The organism is Chitinophaga sp. RAB17, from assembly GCF_052114225.1.
In the GTDB taxonomy this organism is placed as follows: Bacteria; Bacteroidota; Bacteroidia; order Chitinophagales; family Chitinophagaceae; genus Chitinophaga.
The window spans coordinates 201,356-225,140 of record NZ_JBFREI010000014.1 but is presented as its reverse complement, the minus strand read 5'-3'; the positions used below and the strand labels follow the sequence as shown (position 1 = coordinate 225,140).

General features: G+C 42.7%; 15 protein-coding genes. 1 reads left to right on the top strand and 14 read right to left on the bottom strand.

Features of this window, described 5'->3' with window-relative positions:
* Both AB4Z08_RS31740 and AB4Z08_RS31735 read right to left on the bottom strand, forming a co-directional pair.
* Positions 1-293: Wzz/FepE/Etk N-terminal domain-containing protein (locus AB4Z08_RS31740; protein ID WP_441577802.1), on the bottom strand; the 293-nt coding region annotated here is incomplete at its 3' end.
* A gap of 25 nt (positions 294-318) precedes the next feature.
* Positions 319-2,796: an SLBB domain-containing protein gene (locus AB4Z08_RS31735; protein ID WP_441577801.1), complete on the bottom strand. Its 2,478-nt coding sequence runs from the start codon at positions 2,794-2,796 to the stop codon at positions 319-321.
* Between the two features lie 545 nt (positions 2,797-3,341).
* Between AB4Z08_RS31735 and AB4Z08_RS31730 the strand changes: the two genes are divergently transcribed.
* Positions 3,342-3,842, top strand: a complete 501-nt coding sequence (locus AB4Z08_RS31730; protein WP_441577800.1) for an RNA polymerase sigma factor — start codon at positions 3,342-3,344, stop codon at positions 3,840-3,842.
* 68 nt (positions 3,843-3,910) lie between these two features.
* Here AB4Z08_RS31730 and AB4Z08_RS31725 read toward each other — a convergent pair whose 3' ends face one another.
* From AB4Z08_RS31725 to AB4Z08_RS31670, 12 genes are all read right to left on the bottom strand, one after another.
* The gene (locus AB4Z08_RS31725; RefSeq protein ID WP_441577799.1) at positions 3,911-5,128 is read right to left on the bottom strand and encodes a sterol desaturase family protein; all 1,218 of its coding nucleotides are present in this window, start codon (positions 5,126-5,128) and stop codon (positions 3,911-3,913) included.
* A 223-nt stretch (positions 5,129-5,351) separates the two neighbouring features.
* Positions 5,352-6,764: an RtcB family protein gene (locus AB4Z08_RS31720; RefSeq protein WP_441577798.1), complete on the bottom strand. Its 1,413-nt coding sequence runs from the start codon at positions 6,762-6,764 to the stop codon at positions 5,352-5,354.
* Positions 6,746-7,516, bottom strand: a complete 771-nt coding sequence (locus AB4Z08_RS31715; protein ID WP_441577797.1) for a hypothetical protein — start codon at positions 7,514-7,516, stop codon at positions 6,746-6,748. Before AB4Z08_RS31715 ends, AB4Z08_RS31720 begins: the two co-directional genes overlap by 19 nt.
* An 88-nt stretch (positions 7,517-7,604) precedes the next feature.
* On the bottom strand, positions 7,605-8,393 hold the full coding sequence (locus AB4Z08_RS31710; protein WP_441577796.1) for a hypothetical protein: 789 nt from the start codon (positions 8,391-8,393) through the stop codon (positions 7,605-7,607).
* A gap of 87 nt (positions 8,394-8,480) precedes the next feature.
* A complete protein-coding gene (locus AB4Z08_RS31705; protein ID WP_441577795.1) occupies positions 8,481-9,545 on the bottom strand; it encodes an AAA family ATPase in 1,065 nt (354 codons plus the stop codon).
* Between the two features lie 997 nt (positions 9,546-10,542).
* Complete coding sequence (locus AB4Z08_RS31700; protein ID WP_441577794.1) at positions 10,543-11,109, bottom strand: DinB family protein; 567 nt, start codon at positions 11,107-11,109, stop codon at positions 10,543-10,545.
* A gap of 581 nt (positions 11,110-11,690) precedes the next feature.
* Positions 11,691-12,773, bottom strand: coding sequence for a PA0069 family radical SAM protein (locus tag AB4Z08_RS31695; protein WP_441577793.1), 1,083 nt, complete (start codon positions 12,771-12,773; stop codon positions 11,691-11,693).
* 68 nt (positions 12,774-12,841) lie between these two features.
* Positions 12,842-14,620 (bottom strand): MutS-related protein, encoded by a 1,779-nt coding sequence (locus AB4Z08_RS31690; protein ID WP_441577792.1) that lies wholly within the window; start codon positions 14,618-14,620, stop codon positions 12,842-12,844.
* Between the two features lie 129 nt (positions 14,621-14,749).
* Complete coding sequence (locus AB4Z08_RS31685; protein WP_441577791.1) at positions 14,750-16,180, bottom strand: glycoside hydrolase family 125 protein; 1,431 nt, start codon at positions 16,178-16,180, stop codon at positions 14,750-14,752.
* A gap of 64 nt (positions 16,181-16,244) precedes the next feature.
* Positions 16,245-18,674 (bottom strand): bifunctional YncE family protein/alkaline phosphatase family protein, encoded by a 2,430-nt coding sequence (locus tag AB4Z08_RS31680; RefSeq protein WP_441577790.1) that lies wholly within the window; start codon positions 18,672-18,674, stop codon positions 16,245-16,247.
* Between the two features lie 213 nt (positions 18,675-18,887).
* Positions 18,888-22,289: a methylmalonyl-CoA mutase family protein gene (locus AB4Z08_RS31675; RefSeq protein ID WP_441577789.1), complete on the bottom strand. Its 3,402-nt coding sequence runs from the start codon at positions 22,287-22,289 to the stop codon at positions 18,888-18,890.
* A gap of 649 nt (positions 22,290-22,938) precedes the next feature.
* Positions 22,939-23,658 carry an NUDIX hydrolase gene (locus AB4Z08_RS31670; RefSeq protein WP_441577788.1) on the bottom strand — a complete coding sequence of 240 codons (720 nt, stop codon included), beginning with the start codon at positions 23,656-23,658 and terminating at the stop codon, positions 22,939-22,941.
* Positions 23,659-23,785: the final 127 nt, after the last annotated feature.

The window sequence follows — 23,785 nt, the reverse complement described above, 5'->3', positions numbered from 1 at the left end:
CTGGAAGCGCCTCCTGTAATATCTAATCCAAATTGGCTGGCGAAACCGGCATAGGCTCCAAGGCCCCCTGCATTACTGTCTTCCAGCACAAAGGAGAGCTGTGCTTCATACTCTTTTGCTTTTATAAGAGCTGCTGTTAATCCCAATCCAGCTCCAATAACACCAAATAGTATAATGATCCATTTTCTTTTCCATAAGAAAGAAAACCAATCAGATAATTTGAGTAAAAAGTCTCTGAAAGATACATCAGGCTTATCTTCGGTATGATCTATAGTGTCTTCGGAGTAACCCATGAACTTAAATACTTTGCTTAAATAATTATTTGACTATGTTTAAAATAGTCACAATGACTAATGCTAATGATGCTACTGCGCTTCCTATTGCCACTCCTTCCTGTGGAGTAAGCCCTTTTCTATCTTTCTTGGTTGGCACGTATATTTCAGCTCCGGGCTTTACTTTAGGGTACTTATTAAAGAAAAATACTTTACGGGTATTCTTTACTTCTCCATTGGCATAAACAATATAGCTTCTCCTTTTGAGGGCAGAACCTGTAAATCCTCCTGCGCCTCTGATATAGTCTCTAAAGCGTACATCAGCATCGTACCTTACCTTTTTTGGAAAATAGATTTCTCCAAAAACTTGCACTGTCTGCAATTTTTTAGGAATCTTCAAAATATCTCCTTCTTCCAGCAGAATATCATACTTGGATCCGGGCCTACTCATTATCCTGTCAAGATTTATGCCCAGGAGTTGATAAGGGTGGTTTACTGTATTTCTTACACTGGTAATATCAGAACTATCCTGCAACTTATTATAGAATAATTCCAGTTTATTTGATAACAGCGCACTATCTCCACTATTCAAATATGTTTTACGTAACAGTAGGGCTCCTTCTGGAAATGCCTCCGGTTTAAGGCCTCCCGATCTTTTAATAACATCTGAAATCCGTTCTGCTTTGCTTAAAATGGAATATGACCCTGGATATAATACCTCTCCATCTACACGCATATTGGCTTGCTCACTATAAGCCGGGGATTTCCTAATAACAACCTCATCAAACGGCTCCAGTACAACATTTTCGTCGGAAATATTTTTTAAGTCGGCACTGATATCAAACTGTTTAATAATCGCTCTCGTACTATCCTTACTATCATAATCGCCCTTTCTTATCCTCCTGGAAATTTCAACATGCTTTAACGAAGCGGCATCTCTAAGTCCTCCAGCCAATAAAATTAAGTCTTCCAGATGCATACTGTCTGCAAAAGGAAATATCCCTGGCTTATTCACTTCCCCACTAATAACAATGCGATATTCTTCTCGCAAATCCTGTTTTGAAAAGATAATAACATCATCTTCTTTTTTCAACGGAATCACCGTCTTACCATTTAAAACATCCTGCACGTTAAAGCTGATAATCGCTGGTGTAAAGTCTTCCTGCAGCCTACGTACAATGCCCCGGTTCATTGATGCTTCTTCCTTTACTCCATCCGCTTTTTTAATAAGGTCAGCGATTGACATACCAGATTCCAGTCCATAATTTCCGGGATGGAAAACAGCACCTGTAATAACCACCCGATTGCTAAAGCGGTTTAAGATTGAATCAACAAAAAACTGATCTCCAGGCTTCAATTTAAACGTAGCAATCATATCAGCAGGCACATTGATGACTTCTCTCTCCTTATTATTAATTCGATAAGCAGTAATATTCTCTTTAAATGAAGCATCTGTATATCCACCTGCAAAATCAAGAATATTAAGCAGTGTTTCGTTATCTTTTGCCTCGAATATGGCAGGACGTTTCACCTCACCAATCAATTCTACCCTTGTCTTGTATGGATTAACCTTTACAATATCCTGATCCTGTAAAATAATGTTATTAGTCAAATCTCCTCTGAAAATAAAATCATATAAATCGAAAGTAACAACGGGTTGACCATTCCGGATCACTTGTATATTTCTGAATGATCCATTGTCATTAGGTCCTCCGGATACATAAAGGGCATTTGCTACAGAGGCTAAGGAAGGCAATGTGTAAGTTCCTGGATTTTCAATCTCCCCTATCAGGAGGACGCGGATACTACGAATATTTCCCAATGAAACCTGAACAAATGTCTTTCCTGCAGGAATAGTTGAATAGATAGTTGATAGCTGCTTTGTGATCCGGGCCTTGGCTTCTTCCATAGTAAGACCATTAACATAAACAGGTCCAAGGTTAGGGATTCKAACATATCCTTCAGATGTAACTGTTAGATTATACTGTGCTTCTGCGTAGCCATATACATCAACCATTACCTGGTCATCAGTAGCTAATTTGTAATTTGGAGGAGTCGCCATCCTGAGATTAGGCTCAAAAGTAAGGTTTTTGTTATTGAACAACTCCGCACCGAATATTCTTTTACGTTTGGTATCGACACTCGTTTTCTGCTTGAATAAATCGATGGTTGAGGTATCGGAGTTATTGAACAACCGGCCTTTATAATCATCTCCATTAGATTGCGAACCGGCAGGCTTTTTTAATGATTGGTCCAATGACTTATCCAAACCAAGCTGTAAAATACGCGCTTTTAGCTTTTCAGCCTCACTATCCGGGATTCCTTTCTGAGCAGCATATGAATCAATGTCAGACATTGACATATTATTTTGCTTCATTTCAGAAACAATGCGTTTGATCTGATCGTCGGATAAATTATCAACATTCACCTGGCTAGCCTGACCCGGGCTTATAGATGGGACCTGTGCACTCACACAACAAGCAAAAAACAGGAACAGCTGGATCAGCAAAATCTTCTTGAACATGTATTAATAGGATAAAAACTCTCTAATAATTCTTTTTTGGATAATTAACCGGACTCAGTTGGACGAAATGCCAAATGAGTTGCAAATCTATTAAAAATAACATATAAATGTTAGAGCAATCAAATTTACTACCACTTTTGTACTGAAAATATCAGGAAGTGTTTTTTACCTGTCGAAACATATAATTTAAAATTTGCAATGTCTCTTGCAAATATGCGTCCAAATATTATCCTGCGGCTAATTTTAAGATAATTATAATATATGATTTTACTTAATACAATAAATCCTTTTTATTAAAATCCTTTTGTTATTCTTTTACGTTTATCTATCTGAGAGTTGTCCATGAATTACCTGTTTTGAAAAATTACGATTACTACTTAAACTACCACCGTTTTTATTGATCTAAGTATTAGCCTGGGATAAATTGCTTGAGAATCAATTGTATTAACTAAAAAATGTCATGTTTTAACCGCCCCTTGGCATCCTCTGAATACATCTTTTACCCCTTTTTTTGTTTAAATTAGTTAAGGCAAAACTTAAACATTATGTCGTCTGTTGAATTTAACACCTTGCTTATTGGAAACGCTGATTTCCTGAAACCCTTTGCTTTTACCCTCACGAAAGATGCCGAACAGGCAAAAGATCTCTACCAGGAAACCCTTTTCAGAGCCCTTTCCAACCAGGAGAAATACCTGGAAGGCACCAACATCCGCGCCTGGCTATTCACCATTATGCGGAATATTTTTATTAATCATTATAGGAAAAAACTGAAACATCGCATGGTCGCAGAACCCAGCGCCAGCGATTTCTTCATAAATTATCAGCAACATACAGTCACCAATAAAGCGGCCTCTAACTTACAAATGAAAGATATTCATGTGGCAGTGTACCACTTGCCCAATATCTTCAAAAAGCCATTTATGCTTTATTACGAGGGTTACAAATATTTCGAGATTGCAAATATTCTACAGGAACCATTGGGAACTATCAAAAGCAGGATACATTTCGCCCGGAAAATACTCAAATCGCAGGTTCCAAGACAATAATTTATCCCTAAACATTAACATGAAAGTATCATCCAGCCCGAAATAACTTTCAGGCCGGACTATCTTAGCTATGAACGGTAGTAACCATATACCAGCCGTAGATAATGTTCTTTCAGATGTGACTGGAAATAAAAAGCAGTAATCATAATAATAGCAGCTGCACAAAGAAACCCTGGATGAGGCCATATATAGTAACCCGCAAAACATAACACCAGGTAACGGGCATACTCCAGATAAAATACCCACTTCTTTTGCTCCATAATAGCACCACAGTTGATCAGCGTAAGCAATATCAGCAAGGCTACACATACCTGTATAAATACAGGTACATAATGCTCCAGTAACAGGAAGGAAAATAATACCAGCAGTGTGACTACTATTTGCCACAGTACATAATTAAACAACTTAGGCGTTTCCGTTATATGAGGGTTACGCAGCAGGAATTTCTCCTCCAGCACCTCCCGTGCTCCCGGATCAACATTGTCCGGCTTACCAAAAATAATACGCAGCTTGTTTCGCCATCCTTTCGCCTGCCTGGCAGAATAAAGCATCTCCAGTATAAAATGAAAATGCTGCCATAGAAAACTATTACTTTCCAATGGCTTGGTTAAACCATACACCGGTTCCTCCTCTTCTTTTACAAAAGTGCCGAATAACTTATCCCAGATGATAAATACATCTCCATAATTCTTATCTAGATACTGAGGATTGCTGGCATGATGTACCCGGTGATGAGATGGTGTAACCAGGATATATTCAAGAATACCCAAATTGCCAATAGTACGGGTATGTATAAAAAACGGATATAGTCCATGCACCAGCAGCATACTCGTGATCATGGCGGGTGGGAAACCTATTACCGGCAGTATTGCCCAGAAACCAGTACGTACAAATGCCTGGAACACCGTGATACGCGCGGATACAGTATAGTTAAACTCTTCACTCTGATGATGCACTACGTGCGCGCACCAAAAAACCGTTACTTCATGCGCCAACCGGTGATACCAGTACCAGATAAAATCGGTACATATCAGTAAAGCTACCCATAACAATACACTGGATTTAATATCAAATATGGCGTAATGACGATACAGGTAATCGTATACAAAATAGAAAAGCCCCACGGTAAACGTATCCAGTAAGCGCTCGGCAATACCCACACTCAGGTTGGTAATGGAATCATTAAACTTAAAATAAGTCTTGCCTTTTTTACGTGACACCAGGTATTCCAACCCAATGAATGTCAGGAAAAAAGGAACTGCCAATGCCAGGTAGTTTAAATGCACTTTATTAAATTTTAAATCCGGAAATCCTTGATCATAAGACATAGGCTCATACACGGTGCCAGCCCATGTATAGGTATCATAAATAAGTATCTGGTGGTGGTAAACTACCACAATGATAAGTAATAAAATTTAAATATCCTACTATTTCACTAGACTAATAAAAACGAAAAGCGGAAAACAACTTTCGTCATCTTCCGCCATCGCGTCATTGCATATATCTTTATTAGTCCTCCGGAGGTCCGCCATCGGCCATTCTCACTACCTTAGGAACAAATTTCCCTATCACTTCCACCAGGTCTGCTTGGGCTGCCATCACAGTATTGATATCCTTGTATGCACCGGGCGCTTCATCCAACCCTCCTCCAATCAACGTAACCCCATGCTCCTGCAATACCTGCATTAACTGCCGGTCCGTAATTGATTTCTGCGCCTGAGTACGGGACATCAGCCTCCCTGCACCATGCGATGCTGACTGCAGGCTGCTTACTTCTCCTTTTCCCCGCACAATAAATCCAGGTGCCGTCATAGATCCCGGAATCACTCCCAGTACGCCTTTACCTGCCGGGGTTGCCCCTTTACGATGCACAATCACTTCTTTACCCTCATATGTCTCTTTCCAGGCGAAGTTATGATGGTTCTCTACTCTTGCCAGCAAAGTAGCACCCATTGCATTGATAAGCCGCTTATGAATCAAATGGTGACAGGCTGACGCGTAATCACCCGCCAGATTCATAGCCAACCAGTATTCCTGTCCTGCTTCTGAATTCAGATCCAGGTAAGCCAGATGCCTCGCCTTCTCCGGCAACGGACAAAGATCTTTTGCCACCTGCGTATAATGCCCCGCTATCTGCGCCCCCAGTCCACGGGAACCGGAATGCGATAGCAACGCCACATAATTACCAGGTGCTAATCCCCACTCATTCTGTGCATCTGTGATAGTCGCAATTCCCCACTCCACAAAGTGGTTACCGGAACCGGAAGTTCCCAATTGACCAGCAGCTTTATCAAACAGATTCTTCACGAAACGTATTTCCTTAAACTCAGTTCTTTCCAATACCGGATCAGCTTCTCTTTTCTTCCACTCCACGCCCGCACCAAATTTTGTCCAGTTCACCAGCTGCTTCTTGTATTCGTCTTCATTTGTTAGCAAGGACTGCTCCGGCAAATCCAGTATACTCAAACACATACGGCAACCAATATCCACCCCGACACCATAAGGAATCACGGCGTTATCGGCAGCCAATACCCCACCTATAGGCAACCCATACCCCTGATGTGCATCCGGCATTAAAGATCCGGCTACGGCTACGGGTAAACGAACTGCATTATTCAGCTGCTGTATCGCGCCGTCCGCAATATTGTCCAGCCCGAAAACGACGTATGGCACCGGCGTTTCACGCAATGCAATTTCTTCCGGCGCAGTTGGGGTCAGCAACTGTTCTGCCACCTTCCCTAACTTATCATCCGCTACATAAGCAGCAGGATCTGCCAACACTTTCTTCAAAATATCTATCGCTTCGTCACGGGTCAGATGACTGAAATGTTCGTCCATTACATTGATGGCTAAACGGAACACAGGACTTTTTGGGTAACCTAATTCCAGTAAGGTTTTACCGCCTACTTTAAAATTTGACATATGGGGTTATTTTTGTCATACCATTCTTCCTGCAACATTTGTTGCAGGGGCTTCTTCTTAAATTTATACTTTCCTTTTTCAATACTGAGCCAGCCACTCCACCGGTATACGCTGCCATCCACTAATTTCCTGATCTTATGATCCAAATAATGATGATCTATGTAATTCTTCAACTGTTGAATTTGTGAACTTAGCTCAGGTATTATCATCCTCGTTTGTGTGATCATATTGGGTCTTACCCGCAACACAAATCTCCAGGGTTCTTTAATAACCATGCGCCGGACTGGTATCAGGCTTTGTCTATGAAAGAAAAGACGTTCTTCAAAACAATCCGCCTCTTTAGCAGATAACTTTAATTTTATAAACTGATCAAGATCCGGTTGCGCTAAATGCTGCTCTCTCACCACTAATTTCTTTCTTCCATGAGATCTCTTCTTCACTTTAAAATCCTTCCGATGACTATAATCATACGTGTTGATTTTCTTTAGCAACTCCTGGTAGAATTCCGCCTGCCTCCCTCTGGCCACATCATCCCTTAAAACAAAGAAACGCTTGTAACCTTTCATTACCGGCGGTTCCAGGGGCATATATCCGCGCTTCCCCCATGCGTCCCACAGAGATCTCTCTTCTCTGCGCAACTGTAATAGTTGCTTTTCAAATTGCTTGCGCGTATCACGTATTCTTCTTCTGACTGTTCTTATTCGTGATGCTGCAATATAGTTTTCAATTTCCGTTTGTATCGGAGTGTCCATAACCAATGATTCATTTCCCACTTAATTGCTTCCACTTTTTTGTGGAAGCGATTGCTCAAGCTGTTGTATATGGACATTTGATTTTTTTTCATGACTTTAGTTTTTTAAGGTTAACAAATAGGTTTGCGCCAATTCCCTCTTCTACTTCTTTTCGTATAAAGGCATCCGGTAGTAAATATCTATCGATGAGATACCGGCCATTGCAATCGCCCAGCCACTCTCTCCTCCAGCAGTCATACCAGCCATCCATTATCTTATAAAGTCTTGGCTGCAATTTATTCCTATCAAGGAAACGATTTATTTGATCGATCCTGGCCAGTAATTCCGGCGCCTCTGCTCTCCGCTGCATGATAATGTTGGGTCTTACTCTGAGTACAAAACGCCAGGGTTCTTTGAATCGATATTTCTTTACCGGCTTCTTTGTACGTTTATCCTGCTTAATGACTTCTTCAAAGCATTCCGCTGCACGCCGTCCGAATCCCATCATTTTAAAGGTCGCTTCATCTGGTTTATACAACTGTTGTACATAATCAATATACCTCCATCTTCTTTTGTAGCGTTTGCTCACGCGGAAACTTTTTTCCGCGCAATAAGTCACTGTGTTAATTTCATCAAGAATACCCTGATAAAATCCGGCATCTTTACTCCGCGCTACATCTTCCCTTAATACGAAAAAGCGTTTGTACCCTTTTACAATGGGCGGTTCCAATGGTACGTAACCGCGACGGTCAAAAACTTCCCATAAGGCCATTTTCTCCCGGTAAAGTTTCAGCATTTGCTTGTCCTGATGCATAATGGCAGCACGCTTTCTTTGCCTGGACGCTCTTATACGTGAAGCAGACAGCAGGTCATTTAACTCCAATAAATAATCGTTCATAAAACATGTTTAGGTGTTCGATCGGAACTCCCTTAACATGCTGATATAGATGGACAAATATTTTCTTTTGTTAGTCATATTTTCAGTTTATGCTATTTCTTCCAGCGCTTCTCTTCTGAACCCAATCACATGTTGCTTCCTTTCGAAAGAAGGTTCATGCTGATTCGCTATTTCTGCAATCGTCATGGGTTTATTAATCACGCTGTCGAAGCCCATGTGCTTTGATAGCTGTTGTGCTTTATCCACCTGCAGCCGCTTAAATTCATATTTGGCGATTAACCGCCCTTTACGCAATAAAGCACTGTCGATGGCGGATAAGTCGCTGTTAAAAGAACATACGAGTTGTATATTCAAACAATCTGCCAGCAAGCCATCCGATAAGTTCAGCAAATTAGATACAGAAGAATTACCGGAAAACTTACGATCCATAATTACATTTTCTGCATCTTCAATGATCACCACACAATTTGGATTATCAATCAGCAGTTCCATGAATTCAGGGTTCATAATATTGTTAGCCAGGTCGGGAGAAACAAACAGTACCCGCTTTTTGATTCTGCCGATCAGGTAACGCAGGTAAGTCGTTTTTCCTGTTCCTGGTAAGCCATGCAGCAATACAATCCCCTTGTCTTTATCCTTCTTCAGTCGTTGCTGTATTACTTTATCGATCTCTTTAAATTCTTCATCATAAAACATCCCGATATCCAGACGGGTACGCTTTATTTCCAGGCTTTTCAGCTCCAGTCCTTTACGTCCACTGGTGATGAGATTTATTTCATGTGGTTCTCTGCGCTGCTTTTCTTTATAGCGTGTAACCATCTCCGTTACTTCGGTAACGAAAGCCGGAATTTGTCCATTATGCAATATTTCGCACCATGATTGCCAGAACGCTACTACGCAGTTATTATTCAACACCATCAGTGTTTGATTATGCTTATACTTTTTCTTTTTGTTATCATAATCGGTATAGCGATGGGTATGCGTAATAATATTTACATATGTTTTTGCAAAAGCAGCGGCGGCTTTATCGCCATCTACTTCATAAATATTGTTGATATCCGGAATCGCATTAAAATTAACGGTATACACTCCCTTCGGATCAAAATGCTCACCATCAGTGATTTCGATGTTATTATTAACTATATGCTTCATGTTACGTTATCTCTTGAATGTGAATACTTCCTGCTGATAAAGATTTCCCAGGGCGGTGAGCCCTGGGTAAATCATATTTATCATGGGGGAAATTACAAGTTATCCTTATGATAACCTGATTGTTGGGGGTTAAATTGCAAACAGAGACGAAAAAATATATCTTCAAAAGGAGAAGAAAGCGGAGCAGGATTACTCCGCCTGCCTGTTTTATATGTACCTCCTCAAATAATCTTTTTTTGCAACACAAAAAAACCCGGTCTGTTTTCACGGACCGGGTTACTAACGTTAACGTATACACTACGTTAAGACATAACCCGGCCATTTAACATTAATTGAATTAATGCTATCCTGAAACCATTTACTGCGGCGGATCTGAACCCGTTCTGTAATTGCTGGTAAATTCATTATCATAAAAACGATAACAAAAAAGCCCGGATCCAAGGACCCGGGCTTCTGTTATTTTTACAAATATTCTTGATCTACCTGTAAACATAAAACGCCCGGAATCCGCCACTGCCCTGCTCGGAGCAAGGAATTGCGTTGTCCATATATAGATTGAAGCGTTTCATTTTTATAAGTTTTTTATTATCAATTTTAACGATGCAAAGATAACAGGATATATTTTGATATTGCAAATTTTTAACAAAATATTTTCAAATATTTTTTCTATGCTTTATTTAGCAACACTTTTTTATTTAAAAAATTAACGGCTGTATCTATTACCTGCAGCGGGTTTCAAGATTCCTGTACCGGATCGGAACTATTCTTGTGCACCATTACATACACCCTATCTACTCATCTCCTTGCTGTTAACATTTATGGTAAATGATCGTAGATATAGGTTATTTAACGATCCTGCTGATCTACGCTCTTCAGCGTATATCCTTTGTAGATAGTCAGTTTTAACAGCAGTAAAAAGCCGGAAGTGTGCATACTTCCGGCTTCAGTAACCAATCGGGACTAACAAATACAGATGTTGATGGTCGACCTTAAAAAATTATATTAATACCGCACTCTCTTCGAACTCTGTCTGGAGCCGTTGCATTTGACGGATATGCCGTTCAATATGCTTGGTGAGGAAATAGATGTATTGGTATATATCGAGCTTACCCAGCTGATTTACAGACATGTTAGTGAATACAAGTACTCCTTCTCCATTTTTCAGGAGAGACAGGTTATACATGCATTGTGCATATTGCTGTTTCAGGAGGGCTTTTACCTCTTGTATATTTTTAAATCCGGTAGGTTCCATATGTTCAGGCCTTACCCAACCAAAGGATTTGCTACCGATGACGTCTATCTGACCTAATTTATCCTGGTAATCCGCGGGGAGTATCACGGTGTGGCCGGTCTTTTTACGTTCCAGCGCACGACGGGTACTCTTATTAATAATCAACAGCAGGAAATAGTTGGTCAGCGTAATATGCTCCAATACTTCTCTGATGTTCCATTGATCGCGGTCTGGTTTGAAGTGCAGTAATGCCTGGTCTTTTTCAAACCACTGATCCAACTCTTTGAAATTGGTGAGTAAAGCCTCTCTTACAATTTGAATAACGTTTCTCATCATCTAACGTTTTTGGGATTATGCACTTTGCTGTTTGCTAATGAAATGGGTTAGCGCATAACTTCATTTAAAAAATATTTTGTTTGCCATTTTTATGCCGGATTTGGCCACAAAAAAACCCGGCCGTATTTACGGACCGGGAGTAATAATGTATAGAGAGTGATCTCACATTACCGCATACCATGTCCGTATGGCTTTTTAAAGGCAAAGCCATCCCGTTTACACCATGAGGTGTATTTTTTTTGCATTACAGTTATCTTTTGAAATTCTTTCAATGTCGTCATTTCAGTACTGCTTCAAAAGCAAAAAGTCCCACACTTTCTCTAGTGCGGGACTTTTGTTTATATCGTTTGATAACTTTTTCTATCGTTAACAATCGGTGCAACACGCCCGCAATCTGGCCTTGACCTGCTTTTGTTTGCAGGCCATCGCTAAAATCTTGTATGTTGATATAAGTTGCACAGTTATTTTTGTTCTTGGAACAAAGATAATTTTTATTTTTTTTATTACACAAAAAAACACCCTACTTTTTTCCTAGACTTAACATTTAGTTTAAACTGCAACTATTTCATACGGTTATCTCAGAACAAACTCAATTGTGAATTTGGCCGTCGGAACGCGTCTGTATTGAATTCGAAGCGATCCTGGTTCAATCCGTTCTTTTTAGTGTGAATTTTAAATTGTTGCTTAATCAGGTCCGCGAAGTTCCCTTCCCCTCTCATCCGGCGTCCAAATTCGCTATCATTCACGGTGCCTCCGTGCATTCCTTCTATGAGATGCCATACTTTATCTGCCCGGTCGGGAAAGTTTTTATAGAGCCAGTCATTAAAAATGATCTTCACAGCATCGTTGAGCCTTACCACCGTATAGCCTGCATACCTGGCCCCATTGGCCGCTGCCGCTTCCAGCAGGCGGGGAATCTCATGGTCGTTCAGTCCGGGTATAATGGGGGCCGTCATAACGCCAACGGGCACACCGAGATCACTCAGCTCTTTCACCACTTTAAGTCTTTGTACCGCAGTAGCCGTACGGGGCTCCATTTTCAACCGCAGATCCTCCTGTAGCGTGGTAACGGATAGGTATACGCATACCAGGTTCTCCTGGGCCAGCTGTTGCAACAGGTAGCGATCCCGTAATACCAATGAGTTTTTAGTAATGATGCCCACCGGCTGTTTGTACTCCAGCGCTACTTCCAGCAGCTGACGGGTAAGCCACATCTTACGCTCCACCGGCTGATAACAGTCAGTATTGCCCGACAGGGAAATGGGCTTGGGCACCCAGTTCTTGTTGTCCAGGAACTTACGAAGCAGTGCAGGAGCATTATGTTTCACTATGATTTTACGCTCAAAATCAAGACCGGCACTCAGGCCCCAATACTGGTGCGAGTTCCGGGCATAGCAGTAAATACAGCCATGCTCGCAACCCTGGTAGGGGTTCATGGAAAACCACATCCCCACATCCGGACTATCTACCTTGTTGACCAGCGTCTTTGCATGTTCTTCAAATATCTGGGTGGGTACATCCGCCTGCCACCACTCATCAATACCTTCGGCGTGTTCCTGCGCATATTCGTCCGTCAGAAATTTATTCTTCGGATTTATCTGCGCACCACGGCCTTTATAATATTGAGGCTCTGATCCCCCTTCCTGGAACGGCAAAGTCATAGACTAAATATTTTAGTAAAACTACTAAAATATTTAGTTATTTACATAATTTGTTTTAAGCGGTAAGGTTAGATAATCTCCATCTGTTTCATCAGGAAGGTGGCATTCTTATTACGAGCAATGCCTTCCCGGATGCGATAGTCAAAGTAAAGATGGTTGTCCTGTATAGTGCTTTCAAAGCAGTAGTTTCGGATCCGATTGGGATACGCATCTTCCAGTTGACCCAACTCAAGGTCGTGCGTGGCAATCATCCCCAGGCAATTATACTGCAGGAAATGCTCGATCAGGCTGCGGGAGCCGGAGAGTTTGTCTTCCGAATTAGTGCCTTTGAGAATTTCATCTAATAAAATAAATACCCGCTCCCCTGTTTTCAATTGACGGATAATATGCTGTAAACGCAGCAATTCTGCCTGAAAATAAGACGTATGACTGGCAATGGAATCTTTGATCCGCATGGAGGTCATGATATGCATAGGGCTGAAAATCAGTCGTTCCGCACATACGGGCGCACCACACATGGCCATCAGCAAATTGGCGCCCACACTGCGCAGGAAGGTACTCTTCCCGGACATATTAGAACCGGTAATGATCAGGAAACTGTCTTTTTTCCCGGCAGCACCATCGTTCTTTACACATTCGCTGGCGGGGATTAATGGATGCCCCAGCGCAGTAGCCTCCAGTACACACGCTTCCTGTGGTTCCGGCCAGGAAAACTGGGGATGATTATACGCATAAGTGGCCATACTATTCCATAATTCGAACTGCGTAATCACATCAAACCATTTGACGATATGGAGCTTGTGTTGCTGCTTCCAGCGCTCCAGTCGCAGGATACAATGAAAATCGTACAGCATCAGGGAATTGAGGATTAACCCTACCAACAGGTTCAAACGCTGATCAAAGGCACCGCTTACACGCGCCAGCCCTTTCAATGCCACATCGGCCTCTTTCGCAATATCCTGCTGCTCCTGAAGCAATGTCGATTCCTTAAAAGAACCACCTTTAATAAGGTTGAGCAAAATCGAAAACTTGTCCAATATGCGCTCCTTATGAGACATAAGCCCATACTGGGCCATAATATCCTTTTGATTAATGCCCAATAAAAACCAATTCACCACAATCATAATCGTTAAGGGATACCAATGCCCGCTCACGCTACCATACACAATGGCGGCTACTGCCAGGGAAGGACTTGCCCAGATGGCAATATTTATCAGTTTACTATTGATAAAATGGAAAGGCATTTCCAACCAAGCGGCAATTTCGCGGCGGTCACTCTCCTCTTCCTTTGCCAGCAGGGCATTAGCGGTGAGCAGTTGCCGGAACTCCAATTCGGGGGCCAACACTTTCAGGGCCCGTTGAGTATCCAGGATAGCAGCCTTACTTTTAAGCGGTGTACGTAAAGCTGCTGCCAGCATACGTTTACCGGACAAAGTACCTGTTCTGTTGATATGCTGAAAGATAGAAGATGGTCCAAATACATCCAGGTCACTGGTAAAATCATGCTTATCATCCACAAATTCATTCCCGTCTTCAAACGATGACTGCCAGGAGGTGACAAGCTGTAACTCCTTCCTGTTAAGCTCCAGCAAGGTTTCGAATAATTGAAGTCTTTGCAGTGCTTTGGTATAAAGTATCAGTAACCGGGCAAATGCAATAGCCCCGGCTATGGCCAGCACCAGCCAGCCTCCCATCCATCCGTTCCTGATCAGCTGTACCACGCTGGTGCCTACCAGCAGGAAACTGATTAACCGTGCCCACGATAAAATAGAGGTTAATCTTTTCTCCTTTCTCATCGATTCATTGAACTGATCTATCCGTTGCTGGTAAATATTTGCTGCTACCATTAATACTGTCAGGTTTATTGATTTAAGAATACCGGTACTATCTAATAAAAAATCAGGGATCTCATGATTTATGTTCACAATTTATTGAACATACCTCATAAAATCCCTGATTAAAGTTATCTGGACGATTTATGCGTATTGTCTTTTCAGCAGATCAGGATATTCCTGACTTACTTTCAGGATCAGTTCACCAAATAAGGTATTCACCCAGGCAAACCAGGGGCGGGTAAACTTAGTCGGATCATCCTTATGATAAGATTCATGAATGAAACCAGTGCCACCATCTGTATTGCGTAATGTTTTGATGCAGTCTGCTATTTCTTCTTTATCATGACTGGTTAAAGCTCTCATGATAACACTCATTGGCCAGATATAGTCGTTCCCCGTATGCGGACTACCTACGCCATCACCATATTTGCCTCTGTAAAACCAGGGCTGGAAATTGCTCCACACAAAATGCCTGGATGCCTGGTACAGTGGATCATCGATACCTGTATAGCCCAGGTATGGGATGGATAAGAGACTAGGTACGTTTGTATCATCGAGGAATAAACGATTGCCAAATCCATCTACCTCAAAACCATACATCATGCCCAGCTTAGGATGTTCCACAATAGCATATGCTTTGATAGCGCGGTCCACTTCATCTGCCAGCGCAGTACATTCTTTTGCAAAGGCGGCATCTTTATAAATAGTTTCGCTGATTTCCGCCAGCTGACGCAGAGATACTACGGCAAACATATTGGAAGGAATCAGGAAAGGAAATACGGTGGCGTCATCAGAAGGGCGGAAAATAGACACGATCAGGCCTACCGGAGATATTGGGTTCCCCCAGCCTCCATTTGCCACTGTATCGGACTGCACTGCAGAGATACGCTGGAACTTGTACGGACCGTGGCCATCTTTACGCTGCTGTTCCTTAAATGTTTTTACGATGGACTGAGCCGCCTGTTTGTATTTAGCATCAAAGGGCGTATTGTCACCACTTATTTTCCAATAGTTATAAGACAAGCGTACCGGATAACACAGGGAATCAATTTCCCATTTACGTTCATGCAGTTCCGGTTTCATATCTGTCAGATCTTTATCCCACTCACTACCGGTTGGTCCTTCATTGAAAGCATTGGCATATGGATCAATGAGAATACATTTTGTCTGGCGATTAATCACGCCCACTACCATTTCCTTCAGTTTCGCATCATCCTTTACCAGTGGCAGATAAGGCCATACCTGCGCAGAGGAGTCGCGCAGCCACATCGCATTGATATCGCCGGTGATCACGAAAGTATCGGGTCTGCCGTTTTCTGATTTAAAATTAACGGTGGTATCAAGTGTATTAGGAAAACAGTTTTCAAACAACCAGCCTAATTTGGTATCCGCGATCTGCGCTTTTACCTTCACAATCGTCTTTTCCACTGCTTCGCTGGTAAATTTCCGCTTTGCCAGTGGTGGGCGCTGGGAGGTATATCCGTTCCAGCCAAATACTGTTTTGGGCAGTCCCAGCCCAACAACGCCTGCTACCAGGGCGCTGTTCTTTAGAAAATCTCTCCTTGCAACCATAACGTTTTTTGAATTTAGGAACCCCTAAAATAGAAAAGTTTCCTGGATTTGCTTAATCGATTTATCAATCGTCCTCTTCTTCCGTAGCCTGTAACTTCACAAAAGCACTTCTCCTGGGGGCTGGCATCACAGCATGCTCTCCATGGATAGCCTTCCACACCACCTCATTCAACTCCAGGTCCGGTACCCGATCTTCATGCGCCAGATCAAAAGTGGCGGAACGGCGCGCACTTTCATTCCAGGCCACATTTCTTTCGTGAATGTCTACCCGGGCGGGTAAAACTGTATAAGGTGTCAAATCAGGCGTAGCGGAAAATAACTCCCACATAGGATTGGCGGCAGCATCATACTGACTCATAGGAGGCAAACCCAGTATCAATTCTATGGTACGCAACATTCCTGAAGTGGAATACATATTATGACTGACTGCATTTCTCTTGATGTAAGGACTAATAACATAGGCCGTAGAACGATGAGCATCTATGTGATCAGGGCCATTCTGGGCATCATCTTCCAGAATAAAAATGGCGCTTTCCTTCCATATCTTACTATGGGAGATGTAATCAACCAACTGCCCTACTGCCAGGTCATTGTCCGCCACGGCAGCATAAGGCGAATAGGCCCCTTTCCGCATACCACTGGTATGGTCATTACCCAAACGGATACTGTTGAAATGTGGCACCGCGTCAATGGCCAGCAAAGAATCAAAATCATGTTGCCAGATTTGCTGACGGGCTACATCCTGGATATTGAGATCAAAAGAAGGATAATCTGTACAGAAATTATTTTCCAGTGATTTGAGCGCCGCTTTTCCCTTACCCGCAAACTCGCCATAAGTACGGTAAGTCACACCTGCACGATTACAATAATCCCAGATAAATCCTTTTTTAGGATACGCTATTTTACGACTGCCCTCATAGTCATAAGTACCACCACGACCACCATAGCTGGTAGGCCAGGTTTTCTCTACATAATCGGTAGCATAGGCGGCCATACTCCAGTTATGCCCATCTGCGCTAACTTCTGCATCTACATAAAAATTATCCAGTAACACAAAATCACCTGATAAACGATGCTGATTAGGTGTAATACGCTCAGGGAAAATACACAAACTGCTATCTCCGTTTCCTGCGGTCATATCTCCCAATACCTGGTCGTAGGTACGGTTTTCCTTGATAATGTAAAAAACATATTTAATGGGAGAAGTTTGTCCGGCAGTCCTTGGAATCGGGTTACCGGCTTCTCCGGCAGCGGTATGTTCTTTCGCTTTTGTATAAGGTGTATTTTCATATACCCATCCAGACCAGCGACTCAACAAGGCATCTGTCGGTTCATTAAAAACAGATAATGTCCCTTTAAACAAACCGCCGATATATTGTACCGGCCTGTCTTTCCTTGTATTCGCCTGATGTGAGCCACTCTCCTCTTTCTTGTTGATTGGATTAGGGCCATCAGGGTTAGCCATAGAGGTAAATCCTTTACCGTTGGCAACAAATACTTTCTTTCCTGTTACTCTTACACAGGTAGGATACCAACCTACTGGTATAAATCCTTTAGACCTGCTTTTACCAGGATTGGTCACATCAAAAACGGCCAGGCAATTATTATCTGCGTTAGCAATGTACAGCTGTTTATTATTAGCTGATAATGCCAGTCCATTTGTAGTAGAACCCGTGGGCGCATCCGGATACAATGCCGTTTGCAACCATTCAATTACTTTATGATCTGCAGTATTGATAACGGCTACCGAGTTATCATTTGCATCAGCTACATATAAGTATTTCCCATTGGCAGACAGAATCATTTCATTGGGATGGCTGCCTACAGTAATCGTATTACTTATTTTCTCAGAAGCGATGTCAAAAACAGCCACGGCATCCCCACCCCAGAGGGAAATATAGAGGTGGCTTCTATCTTTTGACAGCAGGACGGTATACGCTTCTGCCCCCAAAGGAATATGTGAGATGACTTTATTTTGCTGCAGATCGATCACATAAAGACTATTGTCTTCCTTGGTTACTACGTACAGCCGGTTACGTGACGGGTCTATTACCATACCTGTAGGACAAATTTTTTCTTTCGGCCAGGCGAGGCCCAGCCGGATACTATCTGTTACCTGCAATTTATTATCAGTGATCGCATATTGCCAGATTACATTATCGTTGGCCCCGGAAGCATACAACTTCTTTTCATCCTTGCTAAAGGCCAGTCCCAGCCATGACTTCGGAATCGTTACTTCATCCAGCAGCTGCTCTTTTACTGCATCTATCAATTGGATGGTTTGCCGGCTTTGCCCATTATTGGTAACGGCCAGATACTTCCCGGAAGGCGAAAGTATCATGTTCAGTGGTAAATCACCCAATGGCAATGAATGCCCCACAGGCGTTAAAGCCCAGCCATTGGGTAACGTAATACGCTTTGCTACTGTATCTTTGATTTGCGCAGTTGACTGTAAACCAACGAAAAACAGGAAAACGAAAAATATTTTCTTCATAACGATTATGATAAGTGAAGCTGTAAAAATAGGCGCCCTGCTCCAGGGAGATAATGGTTCAGTAAAAGGTAATACTAATATAATGTAAAGAGCGGAAAGCTTAAAGCAGAAAGCAAAAAGCTATTGAAGCGAATGAATAAAGCGGAAACAATACCCGCTCTGATCATTCGCTTCAATAGCTTTTTGCTTTCTGCTTTAAGCTTTCCGCTTTAATTACATATTTCTCCGGTACTGTCCACCTACTTCGTACAGTGCATGTGTAATCTGTCCGAGAGAACAATGCTTCACTGTTTCCATCAGTTCTGCGAAGAGATTACCATTGCTTACTGCTACCAGCTGCAGCTGCTTCAGCGCTGCAGCGCTCTTGTGCTGATGTCTGTCCTGGAAGGCTTCCAGCGTATGTATCTGAAATTCTTTTTCTTCTGTAGTAGACCGGATTACTTCCGCCGGAATAATAGTAGGTGACCCATTTTTATTCAGGAAAGTATTTACACCAACGATCGGGAATTCGCCGGTATGTTTCAGTGATTCATAATACAGGCTTTCTTCCTGTATTTTATTACGCTGATACATCCTTTCCATCGCGCCTAAAACGCCGCCACGTTCTGTGATACGGTTAAATTCGTTGAGTACGGCTTCTTCTACCAGGTCCGTCAACTCTTCGATGAAGAAGGCACCCTGCACCGGGTTCTCGTTTTTAGCGGTACCCAGTTCCCGGTTGATGATGAGCTGTATAGCCATGGCCCTTCTCACACTTTCTTCAGTAGGCGTGGTAATGGCTTCATCATATGCGTTCGTGTGCAGGGAATTGCAGTTATCATAGATAGCGTACAATGCCTGCAGTGTGGTGCGGATATCATTGAAATCAATTTCCTGTGCATGCAAGCTGCGGCCGGAAGTCTGGATATGATATTTCAGCTTCTGTGAACGATCATTTCCTTTGTATTTATACTTAATGGCCTTTGCCCAGATGCGGCGGGCTACACGGCCTATTACCGCGTATTCAGGATCCATACCGTTGCTGAAAAAGAAAGACAGGTTAGGTGCAAAATCATCAATGTTCATCCCTCTGCTCAGGTAGTACTCTACATAGGTAAACCCGTTGGACAGCGTGAACGCCAACTGTGTAATAGGATTGGCGCCGGCTTCGGCAATATGATAACCGGAAATACTCACAGAATAGAAGTTCCGTACTTTTTCTGTGATGAAATATTCCTGCACATCCCCCATTAACTTCAATGCAAACTCAGTAGAGAAAATGCAGGTATTCTGAGCCTGGTCTTCTTTCAGAATATCTGCCTGTACGGTACCACGAACGGTACTTAATGCGTGTGCTTTTATTTTTTCATATACCTCCCGATCCAGCACTTCTTCGCCGGAAATGCCCAGCAGCTGGAGTCCGAGGCCATCGTTACCTGCCGGCAGGTCGCCGCTGTAATGCGGCAGCGGATGATCTTTGAATTTCGTTTTTATCAGTGCGGCTACCTTGTCGGTCAACCCATTTTCTTTGATGTATTTTTCACATTGCTGATCAATAGCGGCATTCATAAAAAATGCCAGCAGTATAGGTGCGGGGCCATTGATCGTCATGGATACAGAGGTTTTAGGATCACAAAGATCAAAACCACTGTATAATTTTTTAGCATCATCTACAGTAGCGATGCTCACACCGGAGTTACCTACTTTACCGTAAATATCCGGTCTTACTGCAGGATCTTCGCCGTATAACGTTACACTGTCAAATGCAGTAGACAGGCGCTTTGCCGGTTGATCCAATGAAACATAGTGAAACCGTTTATTGGTCCTTTCCGGTCCGCCTTCTCCGGCAAACATACGGGTAGGATCTTCTCCTTCTCTTTTTAATGGAAATACGCCCGCAGCATAAGGGAACTCACCAGGCAGATTTTCTGTAAGCTGCCAGCGGAGAATATCGCCCCAGTCTTTATACTTAGGTAAACTAACCTTGGAAATCCTGCTATGGCTGAGGCTTTCAGAATAGAGTGGTAATTTAATCACTTTATCCCTTACCTGGAATTCGTAAAAATCAGCGGTATATTTTTTCAGCAGGGCAGGCCATTCTTCCACCAGTTTTTTGCACTCCGGAGGTAATGATTTCTCCAGGTGTGCTTTGATGTCGGCGAGGGAGGCGGCGAGGGCTGGCTGCAAAGCCATAACACCTTCTACCTGGTACAGCTGCGTGGCGATTTTGCATTGCTCATCTGTCCATTTGCTGTAATCTCCGATGGCTTCTGCTATTTCGGCGAGATAGCGTACCCTTGCCGGTGGAATGATCTGTGATTTGGTAGAAGTAGATTTTACACTTTCGTGGGCCATAGGGCCGAAGTTGGCACCGGTTTTCTCTTCTACTTTCTCCATTACCCTTTCGAACAACAGGTTGATGCCCGGATCATTGAATTGAGAAGCAATCGAACCGACTACTGGTAACGCATCTTCTTTGGCGTCCCAGAGGCCGTGGTTGCGCTTATATTGTTTGCGCACATCATGCAAAGCATCGAGTGCGCCAGCTTTATCAAATTTGTTGATGGCAATCACATCTGCATAATCCAGCATGTTAATCTTTTCCAGCTGGGAAGCAGCACCGTACTCTGGTGTCATTACGTACAGGGATACATCGCAGTAGTCGGTGATAGCGGTATCGCTCTGTCCTATACCAGAGGTTTCCAGGATGATAAAATCGAAGGCGGCCAGTTTGCAGATGTCGATTGCTTCCTGTATATGCTCACTGATGGCTTTATCGCTTTCGCGGGTAGCCAGGGAGCGCATGTAGGCGCGGGGGTGATGAATGGAGTTCATACGGATCCTGTCGCCCAGTAAAGCCCCACCCGTTTTCTTTTTGGATGGATCGACTGAAATTACGGCTACAGTTTTATCATTCGTATGATTCAGGTAGCGGCGTACCAGTTCATCGGTGACACTACTTTTACCGGCCCCACCTGTTCCGGTAATGCCCAATACGGGAGATCTTTCCGGATCAGCTGCGGTATGGGTGATATGTGCTGTTGCAGTATCATCCACCGTTACAGCCGTGTTGGTTTTCTGTCCTTTGAGCAGTGCTACCGGCATATCATTTTCTGCCAGGCTGATAGACCGGGCGATGATTTTCGGGTTCTTTTCTTTTTGCAGTTGCGGGATATCTTCTACATTACCACCTTCTGTCAATGGTTTCACAGCAATGTCGCACTGGCTGATCAGGTCTTCAATCATACCTTCCAATCCCATCTGCCGGCCATCATCGGGTGAATAGAGGCGTGCAATGCCGTATGCATGCAGTTCTGCAATTTCTACCGGCAGAATGGTACCGCCGCCGCCGCCAAAAATTTTTATATGGCCACAGCCTTTTTCCTGCAGCAGGTCATACATATACTTGAAAAACTCCACGTGCCCACCCTGGTAGGATGTTACCGCTATTCCCTGTGCATCCTCCTGGATGGCACAGTCTACAATTTCCGCTGCAGAACGGTTATGCCCGAGATGAATTACCTCGGCACCTTTTGCCTGCATAATGCGCCGCATAATATTGATGGCCGCATCATGACCGTCGAATAAAGCTGCTGCTGTTACAATGCGAACCTTATGTTGTGGTGTATAAGACATAATATGATGGTAAGTTTTAGGTATCCGTTAGTCGTAATCCAGTCTTTGTCATTCCTCCACAGGAAGAATGCAAGTTACGGAAAAACCTGCTGAACTGCCGGTATAGCACGGGTTTACCCAGAATTAGAATTGATTGAACAGGGGCCTTGTCTTGTTGCAAAATTTTTAACTGATTCCGAAATCGCTTAGTATTTCCCTAAAACAACTTTCCCCTGTACAATGCCTGTACAAGGGAAAGCGTAAAGTAAGACACAAGGCAGTAATGCTTAGCAGTCTTATGATTCATAACGTGGAACTATAAAATCAATTTATTGATGAATGATTTTGTAGTCTTTAAATCTTGTTTAGTGGAATTTTCTACATACGAAATATACTGTGAAAAAATCTTAGTGCGAATCAGTCGTAAATTTTGGTTTTATGTCGAATAATAAGTTGCTTTCTAGGATGTGTATATCTTACACAATCTTACTTAAATTTTTGTTAAATACAAACTTTTTTTTCTTTTTCTGAAGAAAAAGAATGCTGCAAATTATTTGCAGGTACGTACGTTGCCAAATCCTTATTGGTAAAGGATTTTAACCTCATGAAAATTAACAGAAATAGTAAGAAACAGGGGTGTGCGGGCTAAAAAAGTACCATCACAACGTCACTAGAAGCCTATACCCAGGTAGCGCTTCTTACGCTGGTCATATTTATCAAAATTAAATTTGTAGAGCTTGGCAGGACGATGCGGTACATCTTCCTCTTCTTCGTTCAAATCCATCAGTAAATCCATGGATAAAAACTTTTTCCTGAAGTTGCGGCGGTCCAGTTCCATATCCAATATGGCTTCATAAAGATTTTGCAGCTCGCGGAGGGAGAACTTACGGGGTAACAGGTTAAATCCGATAGGCTGTACCAGTACCTGCTGTTTCAGGCGCTCATGGCAGGTATCCAGGATTTGCTTGTGGTCAAAGGCCATGTCTTGCAGATCTTTAACGCTATGCCAGTGCAGTTCGTTATTATGCGTCTTCAGCTCTACGTGCTCAATATTCACCAGGGAGTAGTAAGCTACTGTAACCACCCTGCCTGCAGGATGCCGCTGAATAGCACCAAAGGTCTGTACCTGCTCCATGTACACAGTATCCAGGCCTGTACGGGCTTTCAAGACGCGATAAGCAGCTTCGTCCAGCTCTTCCTCCGGCCGGACAATATCGCCCAGCAGCGACCATTTCCCCTTGTATTCTTTCAGATCTGATTCGATCAGTAATACCTTCAGCTCATCGTTGTTAAAGCCGAAAATAACGCAGTCTACAGAAATCGCTACCTTGAAATAGTCCTTTATTTCTACAAGGTGCGTATTGATGTTCTTGGTGTACATAGACATCATAAGGAACGTGGAATTACAGAAAAACGCAGTTAATTGTTCTTACGCAGAATTATAATCAAATGAAAGAAAAAATTACCACATTTAAAACAAAATCCACCGAATTTTTTGAAGAGATATCCCTAACGTG